The organism is Gardnerella piotii, from assembly GCF_003397585.1.
GTDB lineage: Bacteria > Actinomycetota > Actinomycetes > Actinomycetales > Bifidobacteriaceae > Bifidobacterium > Bifidobacterium piotii.
Genome location: NZ_QJUV01000001.1, coordinates 1,122,316 through 1,134,716 on the forward strand (window position 1 = coordinate 1,122,316; position 12,401 = coordinate 1,134,716).

The 12,401-nt window shown below is 39.2% G+C and carries 9 protein-coding genes and 1 tRNA gene; 2 read left to right on the forward strand and 8 right to left on the reverse strand.

Features of this window, described 5'->3' with window-relative positions:
• Positions 1 to 96 precede the first annotated feature (96 nt).
• The 6 genes from D0T20_RS04895 to D0T20_RS04920 form a co-directional block, all read right to left on the reverse strand.
• Complete coding sequence (locus D0T20_RS04895; RefSeq protein WP_116438557.1) at positions 97 to 885, reverse strand: ANTAR domain-containing response regulator; 789 nt, start codon at positions 883 to 885, stop codon at positions 97 to 99.
• Positions 886 to 1,099: 214 nt separating this feature from the next.
• Positions 1,100 to 2,200: a 1,4-dihydroxy-2-naphthoate octaprenyltransferase gene (menA, locus tag D0T20_RS04900; RefSeq protein ID WP_116438558.1), complete on the reverse strand. Its 1,101-nt coding sequence runs from the start codon at positions 2,198 to 2,200 to the stop codon at positions 1,100 to 1,102.
• Between the two features lie 56 nt (positions 2,201 to 2,256).
• Positions 2,257 to 3,030: an energy-coupling factor transporter transmembrane component T family protein gene (locus D0T20_RS04905; RefSeq protein ID WP_032816908.1), complete on the reverse strand. Its 774-nt coding sequence runs from the start codon at positions 3,028 to 3,030 to the stop codon at positions 2,257 to 2,259.
• 14 nt (positions 3,031 to 3,044) lie between these two features.
• Positions 3,045 to 4,925 carry an ABC transporter ATP-binding protein gene (locus D0T20_RS04910; RefSeq protein WP_116438559.1) on the reverse strand — a complete coding sequence of 627 codons (1,881 nt, stop codon included), beginning with the start codon at positions 4,923 to 4,925 and terminating at the stop codon, positions 3,045 to 3,047.
• Between the two features lie 125 nt (positions 4,926 to 5,050).
• On the reverse strand, positions 5,051 to 5,632 hold the full coding sequence (locus D0T20_RS04915) for a tryptophan transporter (protein ID WP_116438560.1): 582 nt from the start codon (positions 5,630 to 5,632) through the stop codon (positions 5,051 to 5,053).
• A gap of 150 nt (positions 5,633 to 5,782) precedes the next feature.
• Complete coding sequence (locus D0T20_RS04920; protein ID WP_116438561.1) at positions 5,783 to 6,412, reverse strand: tryptophan transporter; 630 nt, start codon at positions 6,410 to 6,412, stop codon at positions 5,783 to 5,785.
• Between the two features lie 583 nt (positions 6,413 to 6,995).
• Between D0T20_RS04920 and D0T20_RS04930 the strand changes: the two genes are divergently transcribed.
• A tRNA-Arg gene (locus tag D0T20_RS04930) sits at positions 6,996 to 7,068 on the forward strand.
• 29 nt (positions 7,069 to 7,097) lie between these two features.
• Here the strand turns inward: D0T20_RS04930 and D0T20_RS04935 are convergent.
• Both D0T20_RS04935 and D0T20_RS04940 read right to left on the reverse strand, forming a co-directional pair.
• The gene (locus D0T20_RS04935) at positions 7,098 to 9,761 is read right to left on the reverse strand and encodes an ATP-binding cassette domain-containing protein (protein WP_116438562.1); all 2,664 of its coding nucleotides are present in this window, start codon (positions 9,759 to 9,761) and stop codon (positions 7,098 to 7,100) included.
• Positions 9,762 to 10,170: 409 nt separating this feature from the next.
• Positions 10,171 to 11,538 carry a dipeptidase gene (locus D0T20_RS04940; protein ID WP_116438563.1) on the reverse strand — a complete coding sequence of 456 codons (1,368 nt, stop codon included), beginning with the start codon at positions 11,536 to 11,538 and terminating at the stop codon, positions 10,171 to 10,173.
• A gap of 137 nt (positions 11,539 to 11,675) precedes the next feature.
• On the opposite strand from D0T20_RS04940, the gene D0T20_RS04945 reads away from it, so the two are divergent.
• Positions 11,676 to 12,332 carry a DUF3043 domain-containing protein gene (locus tag D0T20_RS04945; protein ID WP_116438564.1) on the forward strand — a complete coding sequence of 219 codons (657 nt, stop codon included), beginning with the start codon at positions 11,676 to 11,678 and terminating at the stop codon, positions 12,330 to 12,332.
• The last annotated feature ends 69 nt before the right edge of the window (positions 12,333 to 12,401 follow it).

A 12,401-nucleotide genomic window follows, 5' to 3' on the forward strand; every position in this document is an offset into this window, starting at 1 on the left:
TTAACACCCACCTGCGTTTTTGTAAAATAAACTTTTGAAATTATTTATGCATAGCTCGCGCAAGAAACCGCGATTACCAAAATTATTTTGACTTTACTACGCTTCGTCAGATGGCTTTTCTTCGCCATACTTAGCGATAATAGCCAACGCAAGACGCTTCTTTGGAATACGCTGATCCATAGAAGTTTTTTGAATCCAACGGAAAGCACCCTGCTCCGAGAAGCCAGCTTTATCCATAAGCAAGCCTTTTGCTCTATCTACAAGCTTGCGCTCTTCGAGAGTATCTTCTGCTTTCTTAAGCTTTTCTTCTGCTTTACGAAGCTGATCTTGAGCATCTTGAAGCTTGTTTTCTGTGCGCTCAACACTATCGAGCAAATCGTTAATCTCGCTAAATCTGCCCATTGCAACTTCTAGAGCCGGCAAAAGCTTTGACTCTTCGTAAGGCTTTGTAACATACGCCATTGCTCCAGCGCCAGTAGCGCGCTTAACAAGATCTGTTTGCGAAAAAGCTGTTAGCATAACAACAGGCGCAATATTTTCATCGCAAATAGTAGCAGCTGCTTGAATTCCATCCACGCCAGGCATTTTAACATCCATGCAAACAACGTCTGGACGATTTTCACGAGTAAGATCAATAGCCTCTTGCCCATTAGAAGCTTGACCAACAACCTTATATCCGTTATCTTCTAGCATTGCTACAAGATCCATACGGTTTACTGCTTCATCTTCTGCAACAACAACAGTTTTAACGCCGTTTTCTTTTTGCTCGCTATTTTTATTATTGCTTTCTACGCCATTCGACGATTCATATGCATTACGCAATTCATCATCCGTAAGCACAACAGACGCCTTCCCCATCTCTTCATCGCTGTTTTCAGCCGACATTCTAACCTCATTTCCTTACCAAAACACAAGGCAACAGCGCTATGCATTCCACTAACACATACATTCGCACACTTAATACTCATACTCGCCATCTTTGCGTTTATTTTTAGGCTAGCATCATGCAAGTTTTATGCACAAACACCAAAAGCACACTGTGCGCGTTGCCAACGATTTTACTCGCATGCGTGTATAAAAATACGCTACAAACCGCTTTTTAATGCGGTAAAGCACATGCAAATAATGACAATACAAAAGTCAAAGCACCGAGCATTGCTAACTGTACGCACAACGGAAAAGCACTAACATAATTCCCATTAATAACTGCGTATATTAGCGAGCACGCTTTTTTAATAAACACGCAAGTAATCAATAGTAACAGAATGCAAGAAACAATAAACACACCTTTATTAAATAAGATATTGCTTAATGCAAAAACAGTTTTATGTGGGTTATTAATACTTAAAAATACGCCTATAAATCGAGAATCGAACACATATAACAGCACATAAGATGATTGTAAAATCGCCACTAAAACAGCAACACAAGTAAATACAACACTACCCTTGCGTTTGCCAAGCAAAGCCATTGCAGTAATCTTTTTATGTTGCGTATCGCTTTCTATATCTCTTAAATTATTAATCATCATAAGGCAAGCAGAAAATCCGCCTGGAATAAAAGATAATAATACGCAAAAAACAATTTGCTCAATGCTTGATGCAGTTATTAAATCTTTAGAAAAACCACTTGCATAAAAAAGAGCACACAATGTTCCTAAAAACGCTACTGGTCCAAAGAACAAAAATGCGCTAAGCTCTCCCCAACCCCTATATCCATATGGGTGTGATCCTCCTGCATAAAACCAAGCTGCTATAACGCAAATTAATCCAAGAGGAATAAACATCCAAATTCCGCTTCTAATCGTAATAACTAGTCCAAAAACGCACGATATTAGAGCAGATATGCAAGCAGCATACAACACTGATTTTGGCTTAATACCAGCGTCTGCAAGCCTCCAAGACACATCGCACAACGCTTTGTTTTCTGCGCTTACAGCTCGCTTAGACCTTTGATTATCTAATCCGCGCAAACCGTCACAATAATCGTTTGCATAGTTTACTGAAATTTGCATAAAAACAGCAACACACAAACACAAAAACGCTTGCAAAGCAAAATTTTCAACATTGTAAGTCTTTACAAGTATTTGACCACTAAATAAATACCTTGCAAAAATCGAAATTGCCATAACAACTGGCACGATTCCAATTGGAAGAGTATAAAGTCTTGCACCTTTAAGCCAAAACTTAATATTAGTCATTAAAATCGCCTAAATTCTAGAATTTTTTAATTGATTCTAGATTAGTTTAGACTATTTTAGATTATTTGTGGAGCAAATATAGACACAAGTATTGGCAAAGCAATCATTAACGCAGACACAACAAAAAGAACAAATCCACGCCAACCAAAAGGATACTTTCTAAAAGAAGACTTACGCGTGCGCAAATAGAATCCGCGCTCTTCTGCTGCCAGCGCACAGCTATCTGCTTTACGAACAGACAAAACTAAAAGAGGCACAATCAAAGGCATCATAAGCTTAATCTTTTTAAAAGGATTCTTAGTATCGAACTCCACTCCTCTTGCCATTTGAGCTTCTGTAATTTGAGACATCTCGTACGCAAAAATAGGAACAAATCGCACAGCTGTAGTGATTGTAAAAGCATAGCAATATGGAATGTGTAAGTATTGAACAACAGCGTTAGCTAAATCGTTTAGCTTTGTAATGCTAAGCACGCTTACAAGAGGCAATGCAAAGCAAAAAAGTCTTAAAGATGCTCGCAATGCAACAGAAATTCCCTTTGTGCTAAACCATAAGAACATGTAGTTTCCGCCTTGAGCAATAACTGTTTGCAAAAAGAACATTACAACGCCAAGAATAAGCATTGCACGCACAAGAGGAAATAGCGCTTTAAGAATACCAGCCATAGCCATGCCAGCAAGAATAAGAGCTGCAATAACAATAAGAACAGTGAATTGTTGAGCTATAAAAGCAGATACAACAACGCTTATAGCTAATATGAGTTTTGCAATAGGATTTGCTTTGTGAAGCAAAGTTGAGCCTTCGTTATACGTTAAGATTTTAGTTTGCATAATTACACCTTGCTTTACAAATTGCAACTCTTTTTAAGAGCATTAACCAACATATCCCTTTTATACAAGCCCTTACAAGCGTCAAAACCATTTTCGACTAAGCCTTGAGATACAGCACACAAAAGTGGAGCGCATAATGCAGCTTCTTTGCAAATCGCATTGTTTTCAAAAACGCAACTTATTCTTCCGTCTTCTAGAATTTTGCCATCGTTTACTACGATTAAGCGCGTTGCAAAGTCAAGAACCACTTCCATATCGTGGCAAACCATTATCACACAGCAACCGTGGTCTCTAAGGTCTTCTACAACTTGCATAATACGCAAGCATTCCATGTAGTCTAAGCCACACGTTGGCTCGTCTAAAACAAGAATCTTAGGTTTAGTTACAACAGTTGCAGCCAAAGCAACCATTTGACGCTGGCCTCTAGAAAGCATAAATGGGCTTGCTTTAGGGTCTAGATTTAGCTTTTCAATAACTTGCATAGCATGATCATTAGCATCTTTAACCGACTCTCCTAAAAGAATGCAACTAAACGCTACTTCTTCTAAAACAGTATCTTTGCAAAGCTGACGATCTGGATTTTGGAAAAGCGTAGAAACATAATGCGCAATCTGACTAATCTTCATATTGCTAGTGTCTTTGCCATCAATAAAAATATTGCCGCCGCTCGCCTTAAGCAAACCATTGATGAGCTTAGTAACGGTTGTTTTTCCAGCGCCATTTCTTCCAACAAGAGTTACAAGTTCTCCAGCATAAGCTTCAAAAGACACATTTTTTAACGCACTAACGCCACTTGGGTACGAAAAACTAACGTTTTTAAGCGAAAGACATGGAGAAGTATTTTTTGATTGATTTTGCGCGGAAGATTGTGCAGAAGATTGTTCGGATACTTGCGATTCGTGGGAAAAATCGCCAGCAACCGCCGATGTGTTTGAATCGCATTCGCTATTATCAAATTCACCATGAGAATCACCATGAGAATTACTATTAGAAGTCAAAGATTTTCTACTATTAATCGTATTAACAATAGTATTTACTGTATCTTCTACAGACACAGGCAAATCGCTTTTAGAGCAAACATTCTCACGCTGTAGATCATTAACCAAATGCGTAGTGCGCGGATAATTTATTCCAATAGAATAAAGCAAATCCATGTTTTTTAGCGCTTTGCTAACAGGCAAATCAAGCGACAAAGTGCCATTAGAAAGCACAACTAAACGCTTGCAATACTCGCTTAAAAGTGCCACTTTTTGCTCAATTACAACAACCGTTATTCCAAAATTCTTATTCAAATCTTTAAGAATCGAAAAAATCATTTTAGAAGAAACAGGGTCTAAAGCGCACGTAGGCTCATCTAACACCATAACTTTAGGCTTTAGCGCAAGAATAGCAGCAATCGCAACTTTCTGCTTTTGACCTCCAGAAAGAGTGTCTAAATCGCGGTTACGCAAGTCACTAATTCCAACAATTTGCAAAGCTTCATCTATTCGACTTGGTATTTCGCTATGTGCAACACCAAAATTTTCTAGCCCAAAAAGAATCTCATCTTCTACGTTTGCAGCAACCATTTGCGCATCAATATCTTGAATAACAGATCCAATTAAGCAAGCAATGTTAGTTAAAGCAAGATTTTTAGTGTCTTGACCAGCAATCTTAACACTTCCTAAGAGTTCGCCAGAATAATGATGCGGAATCGCGCCAGAAAAAAGCGAAGCAAGCGTTGTTTTTCCAGACCCAGAAGGGCCAATAATACCAACGAATTCGCCAGACTCTATGCTAAGACTCACATCTTTTAGTGCAAAAGTGGAATCTTGTGCCTTTGAAGAGTCTAAAGAATCATCTTTATTCCGATTCACATACTTAAAAGACACATCTTTTAACTCAAGCAAAGGCACAATAATTCCTAACTCTTAAAACCAATAAATTGATTACTAATTATTGATTATTATCTAACGATTATATAATTTACCAAACATTCCTAACACATATTGCGTAGTACATATTGCAAACACAAACTGCGCTACTTGTGCAAAACGAGTCGAATTGGAGTGTAAAGAACTTCAACAACAACAGCATTAAACACAGCAGTTCCCAAAATAATTGGAAGCATAACAAGAATCGTCTTAGGAGAATGAAGAACAAAGAAAGATGCAGTAGATGCAAATATTAAACCAGAAACAACTGTAGTTATAAAAGTTGCTATAAGTGGGAAAATACTGAACTTTCTAGCAGCATCCTTAGGGAAAACGTGAACATAAGCCATAATCATCAAAGTCATAACAATTGCTGCTGGAATATCGCAAACATAATTAAGACCAGGAATAGATGCGTTAAATTGCATTAAAGTTGCAGCCAAAGCACCAATAATCGCACCCTGAATAACATTTGGACGAACCAGCAAAATCGCAAGACAGAACGATGCGATTAAGAAGTTTGGTTTAATGTTTCCAATTGAAAGTGCTTTTGCAACTGTAAAGTCAAGAATACATCCTGCTGCAAAAAGAACAGCAACCAACACTAAAGACGTAACATCTAAAGCGTGCTTTTTAACACTTACAGCATTGATCATGCTACCTGCATGTTCGTTAATTCCCTGATTCATAATCTTCTCCTTTATGTTGCGATAATCAAGTTTTAATTATCGACTTTTGATATTTATTTATGTTTACTTACATTCATTTATGTTTGTTTATATTTGCTTACGTTGATTCAAGTTAATTTATTTCTCTTTTCAATGACGATTTATTTGTGATTACTTGTGCAAAACGAGTCGAATTGGAGTGTAAAGAACTTCAACAACAACAGCATTAAACACAGCAGTTCCCAAAATAATTGGAAGCATAACAAGAATCGTGTTTGGAGAGTGAAGAATAAATAAGGATGCGATTGTTGCAAAAATCATTCCAGAAATAACAGTTGCAACAAACGTAGAGATAAATGGGAACACGCTGAACTTTCTAGCAGCATCCTTAGGGAAAGCTTTTAAGTATCCCATAAGCACTAACGTCATAATAATTGCTGCTGGAATATCGCAAGCGTATTCAAGACCAGGAATCGAAGTGTTAAATTGAATCAAAGTAGCAGCTAATGCGCCAATAATCGCACCTTGAATAACATTTGGTCGAACAAGCAAAATAGACAAGCAGAACGATGCAATAACAAACTCTGGCTGAATATTTCCAATCGAAAGCGACTTTGCAACTGTAAAGTCAAGAATGCATCCTGCTGCAAAAAGAACAGCAACCAAGACTAAAGATGTAATATCTAAAGCGTGCTTTTTAACATTTACGCCTTTTAGCAAAGTAGCTGCTTGATTAATTTCGGACTGTGTAGATGTTTGCTCTGTGTTAGTAGCTTCTACGTTAGTTGACTCTTGATTCATGATTTTCTCCTTTACGTAAATTTTTACGTTGTTTGTTTTTCAACAATTTTGGTTTAGATTGTTATTGGTTTTAGATTGTTTAGATTGTTTTAGATTTGGATTAAATCCAAATGGATTTTTGCGTTTTAGGATATAAAAAAGACCCCTAGGTTTACCCTAGAGGTCTTTTATAAGCCTAAACAAGCAGCTTCTAAAACTTTAGAGTAAACTACGCCAAAGAGAAGTCTGCCACCACCACATACGAGCAGCATCAAAAGTATCGCGAGCTTGAGCATTCATGTTACGCATGATAGCCGCCTCCTTAAATACTTTAGCTGCAAAAGCTAAATGCTTATGTGGTCAATCACAAACCTAACACCGTAAAATTTACGATATGCGTTTGTGTTGTGTTCGATGCTAACACTATAAAAGTACAAATGCAAACAAAAAGATAAAATTAGCAAAAAATCACACAAAACACGTAAAAATATCAACACTTAAATCGGCGCAATTCCAGGCAAAACGCCGTAAGCGCATAAAACGCATGTCTAAGCTTATATAAACAATCTCAATCCCTAGCAACGTGTATACTTTCACAAGTTGCGGGCTTGTAGCTCAGTGGATAGAGCGTCTGCCTCCGGAGCAGAAGGTCGTGGGTTCGAATCCCATTAAGCCCACGTTTTGCGTTAATTAACTTCCACAAAAATTAATTTCCACCAAGAAGCGCAAACGTACCGTAGTAAACAGCTGCGATTAATGCAATTGCAGGAATAATTAAGCACACAACCATAAACACATAATCGCGCTTATTTACGTAACTTATGCGTGCATGAGATCTTGGATTTTCTCCACCAAAACCGCGCGCTTGCATTGCTGTTGCCAAAGTACTAGACCTACGAATCGAAAGAACAAGAAGCGCAAAAGCTTGAGGCATAAATGCGCGAATCTTACTATCGTCTCCAAGACCGCGAGATCTTCTAGAAGCAGTAAGAGCTGCCCAATCGTCTTGCAAAACGCTAAAAAGCCTCATTCCCGCTAATCCACCATAAACAAACTTATCTGGCAAGTGCATAACTTGACTAAAAGCATCTGCTAAATCAGTAGCATCAATACCAATAACAGTAACAATTGCAGGAACACCAATCGCTAAAATACGAATAAACGTTGCAATTGCAAGAGTTGTTGAGTGCTCGCTTACGTGAATAATTCCCCAATCAAACAATGTTTGACCGCCAGATTTACCATACAACCACACTGCTAGAGCAGATCCAGGCGCACCAACCCAAACAGGCCAAGAAAGCTTAACAACGCGCCAAGGATTCATTCCAATAATCCATAAAATTATAAACTCTAAAACAAGTGCAATAGTCGAAGAAAGCCAATCAAGAGTAAACAGCAAAGGAATGGAAAGCATAAAAGCTCCAAGCATGCGGTAAACAGGATTTAGAGAAGCCAAAAATGGCGAGCAACTTGCAACTCTTTCTTTCTCATCACGCTTATTTACAGCGCTAACTTTTATTCGAGAAATATTCGTTGAATTAGTTGTAGAAGACAAGCTTTGCGATGATTCTAAAGCTTCTTTTGCTTGCGATTCTTGTAAATCTGATAAATTTCTAGAATCACTATTCTTATCATTGTTAACTGGCAAAAGTTCAACCAAACGCGCGCCCAGAGCGTCTACTAGCTCTTTATCGTGAGTAACAACAATAACACTAACGCCGTCTGCTCTAAGACTTGCAATCAGCTTTATAATTTGCATCCACGTTTTTCGATCTTGGCCAAAAGTTGGCTCATCTAAAATCAAAACCCTTGGAGCTGCAGCCAAAGATGCAGCAACTGTAAGCCTGCGCTTTTCTCCTCCAGAAAGCGTGTACGGATTTGCGTTAGCATATCTGCCTAATCGGAATCGCTCTAGCAATTCTTGAGCTTTTGTTCGAGCATCCTCCTCGCTCATGCCTGTTCTAATAGGACCTAACATAACCTCTTCTAAAACAGTTCCGCAAGCAAATTGGTGTTCTGGATTTTGGAAAACATACGATATTCTTTTAGCAAGTTCAGTTGACTTCCACTTTATAGGATCACTTGAGTCTAAATCTTTACAAAGATCCTCGCTTGCTACAACTTCGCCTTCTATTGACGGAATTAGTCCTGCCAAAGTTAGAGACAAAGTTGATTTTCCAGCACCATTTGCGCCAACCAAAGCCGTTATTTGGCCAGAATTAAATTCAAGATTAATGTTTTTAGCTATTGGAGTATCCGTATGACTAATCGCAAGATTTTTTGTAGATAAAACTACTTTCCCATCTCCTACAGAAGGATCGCAATCAGGCTCTCCTTCAACATGAATCCTACCTATATTGCGATTTTTTGAATCCTTATACTTATCTGGAAGCCATATTCCAAGATTTTCAAAGTCAAGATCCTTGCGATTAAACACCTCGTCTGGAGTTCCGTCAGCTACGATTACTGTTTTAGCACTCTCACCCCTTGCAATATCATCATCGTGAACAAAGTTTTTGCCATCTTCGCTATCTTCGCTATTCTTGCTATTGCCGCTATTACCGCTATTTTCAAGCCCCAAAACAATTACTCGGTCAATTAAATCAATCCACGGTTGAGCATGATGTTCCACAAGAACCATTGTTGCGTGAGTATCGTCGAGCACTTTTCCAACTGCTGAAACAATTTGCTCAACGCCGTCTGGATCCAGATTTGCTGTAGGCTCGTCTAAAAGAAGAACACTAGGCTTCATTGCCAGCGCGCCAGCAAGAGCCAATCGCTGCATTTGACCACCACTTAAATGTGCAGTAGATCGATGAAGTTGCAAGCCATCTAAGCCAACCTCTTTAAGACTTTCGTCAACAATATTCCAAATCTCTTTACGCGGAACATTCATGTTTTCTGGACCAAACGCAACGTTATCTCCTAAACGTTGAAAAATCGCTTGAGATTCTGGGTCTTGTAAAACTAAACCAACGCGTCCGCGAGCCTTATGAACTGGTACATCGTCTACAAATACTGCGCCTTCACTCACTCCGCCATCTTCGTCTTCAACTAAAACATTATGCGAAGAAGAGTTACTATTTTTATCGTTTGAATCACTTTTAAGAATAATATCGCTGCCGATTAATCCAGCAGCACCTTCAAGAATAGTGGACTTACCTATGCCCGATGCTCCTAATAGCAATACTCTCTGCCCTGCTTCAATAGTCAGGTTCAAACCACGAACAGCAAACGCTTTGCGAGAGGCATGACGATAACCCCAATTCTCAAAACGCAACTTAGCAGCACTAAAAGCCGATGGAAGGAAAGTTTCAGCTTTGTACTGGTTAGCATTGTTCAAAACCTGCGTTTTAGATGCATCGGGCATAGCAAATCCTTTATGGCAATGATTTTTATTTAATTATTTATTAAATTATTTTTAGGATTATTAGACTTTACTATAGATTTTTAGAATCTTAACAAATCTTAGAATCTTAGCAAATCCTACAATCCCAAAACGCCTACTTGCTTAGAAAAATCTAAACAGCATACAGCATTTAATTGCTATATGCATAGAAGACGCTTGTTGACATGATTGTGCCTTTTTACTTTTAGGCACGGGAAAAACAGATCTCCGTGCGCCAGTATTACCTGGATTCACGTTCAAGCGGTTTCTCTCAGCTTTACGAATTAACGCAAAGCACCCGTGTCGAGTGAAAATTTTACGGCATTGTGTAGACTCGCGCACAAAATCAACGTGTTCGCGTGCTTTTATGCGCGAGTTATAACTTACAACACTACTTCGCTAAACGGCTAAGAAGCAAAGCTTCCGTTACAATATTTGACTTCAAGCCAGAAAGAGAAATCGACTCGTTTGGGCTATGAGCATTAGACTTTGGATCTTCTGGACCTGTAACCAAAACTTGAGCTTTAGGGAAGATTCTTTGCAATTCTGGAATAAATGGAATCGAACCACCTTCGCCCTTGTTAATAGGATCCACACCAAAAGCGTCTTTCATAGATGCGAGCGCATCTTTAGTTGCAACAGCATCTGGATCCATAGCCCAACCCATGCCATTATCTAAAGGATCTACAGTTACTTGCGCGCCAAACGGTGCATTTTTAATCAAAAAGTCACTCAATGCTTTTTGTGCTTCCTCTGGACGCTGGCAAGGCGCAGTTCTAAGCGAAAGTCGCAAGCGTGTCTCGTGAGCAATAACGTTAAAGCTTTCTTCTACTGGATGAGCGTCCATTCCAATAACAGTCAAGCTTGGCTTAGTCCACATACGAGCAGCAAGCGACCCAGTTCCTGCAAGCTTGTATGAATCAACAACCGAAGAATCGGCTCTAACTTGAGCCTCATCTAAATCGCGTTGCAAACCGCCAACAGGCTCTTGCGATTCAACTCCAGGAACATCTAAATCGCCGTCTTTGTTGTAAAGAGAAGCAACAAGCATTGAAGCAAGCGTGTATGCGTCTAAAATAGGACCACCAAATTGACCAGAGTGAACTTGATGATTAAGAACCTTAACCTTAACGTCTACAGTAGTGTTTCCGCGCAAGCTAGTCGTAAGACTTGGAATTTCTGCAGACCAATTTCCAGAATCTGCAACAATAATTACATCGGATTCAAATTCATCTTTGTGAGACTCAATAAATGGAATAAAGCTTGGAGAGCCCATCTCCTCTTCGCCTTCAATAAACACTTTAATGTTTACGCCTAAATCTTCACTTAAAGCGCGCAAAGCACCATAGTGAATGGCAATTCCGCCACCATCGTCCGCGCTGCCGCGACCATACAAGCGCCCATCTATCTCGGTTCCTTTAAAAGGATTCGTGTTCCACTCGCTTGCATCTGGAACAGGCTGAACATCGTGATGAGCGTAGAGCAAAACAGTTGGAGCACTTGGGTTTACAATCCTAGATCCAACAACCTCGAATGCGCCTGGAGTGCCATCTGGATTTTGAGACTGTTCAACTCGAGCATTAACGCCCACTTCGCGCAATACTCCAGCAACGTATTCAGCCGAAGCGCGCATATGATCCCCAGTAATGCCTTTAGCAGAAACAGCTCCAAGCTCTATCTTTTTATTAAGAACGGATATAACATCATTCCACGCAGCGCTAACACGATTCTTAACATCTTCCACATTAAGATTAGCCATACAAATCTCCTTAAAACAAATAGCCAAAACAAATAGTCAAGCGATTAACTACTATCTAACCACTATCACACTATTAACAACATTAACAGCCAGCAAAATCTATGGAACGCGTCTAGTCTGTTGGGTAATCTGCAAACATGACATGGAATCCATTTGTAAAAAAAGATGCTGATAATAATGCGCAAAATGGCAATAAATCAGCAGCCAATGAAAATAGCGAAAATAAAGTAGAAAATAAGGCAAAAACTCGCACAAAAAACGCTCCAACTCCAAAGCAAAGCGAAGCTGCAGCGCAAAATCTTAGACCGCTAGTTCCAACAGATAGGAAAGCTAGCGCGAAGGCTGCTCGAGCAAGATTGCGCAAAAGAGAAAATGAACAATACGAAGCTATGAAAAATGGCGATTTAGCGCATATGCCAAAGTCGGAGCAGCTTCCTTGGAGAGTTTATATTCGAGATTACGTAGACGCACGCTTTAATATTGGCGAGTTTTTCGTTCCATTTGCAATCGTAATTATGATTTGCATCTTCTTTACACAAAACTTCTTGTCTACTAAGTATATTGCTCTTTATTTTGCGCTTGCGATTATTCTTTACGTGTATCTTTTTGCTGCGATTATTGACGTTTTAATAATGTGGCGAAAACTTAGAAAAGAACTTGTTAAAAGGTACGGCCAGGCTGCTGTTGCTAAAAGCTCTAGGTCTGCAATGTATGCTTGCAGTCGCGCAATACAAATGCGCAGATGGAGGCTACCAAAGCCAAGCACGCCAAAACGCGGTAATTGGCCAAAGTAAAACGCTAGTATACCAACAAAGATATGATTTATAGAAATGTGTGTTTGTAGCATGCTACTTAAGACTACT

Bases quoted from the DNA above. Each gene is read 5' to 3' on its own strand.
- D0T20_RS04895 (WP_116438557.1), bottom strand. From the start codon at position 885: ATGTCGGCTGAAAACAGCGATGAAGAGATGGGGAAGGCGTCTGTTGTG.
- D0T20_RS04940 (WP_116438563.1), bottom strand. From the start codon at position 11,538: ATGGCTAATCTTAATGTGGAAGATGTTAAGAATCGTGTTAGCGCTGCG.
- menA (WP_116438558.1), bottom strand. From the start codon at position 2,200: ATGACTAATATTAAGTTTTGGCTTAAAGGTGCAAGACTTTATACTCTT.
- D0T20_RS04945 (WP_116438564.1), top strand. From the start codon at position 11,676: ATGACATGGAATCCATTTGTAAAAAAAGATGCTGATAATAATGCGCAA.
- D0T20_RS04915 (WP_116438560.1), bottom strand. From the start codon at position 5,632: ATGAATCAGGGAATTAACGAACATGCAGGTAGCATGATCAATGCTGTA.
- D0T20_RS04905 (WP_032816908.1), bottom strand. From the start codon at position 3,030: ATGCAAACTAAAATCTTAACGTATAACGAAGGCTCAACTTTGCTTCAC.
- D0T20_RS04920 (WP_116438561.1), bottom strand. From the start codon at position 6,412: ATGAATCAAGAGTCAACTAACGTAGAAGCTACTAACACAGAGCAAACA.
- D0T20_RS04935 (WP_116438562.1), bottom strand. From the start codon at position 9,761: ATGCCCGATGCATCTAAAACGCAGGTTTTGAACAATGCTAACCAGTAC.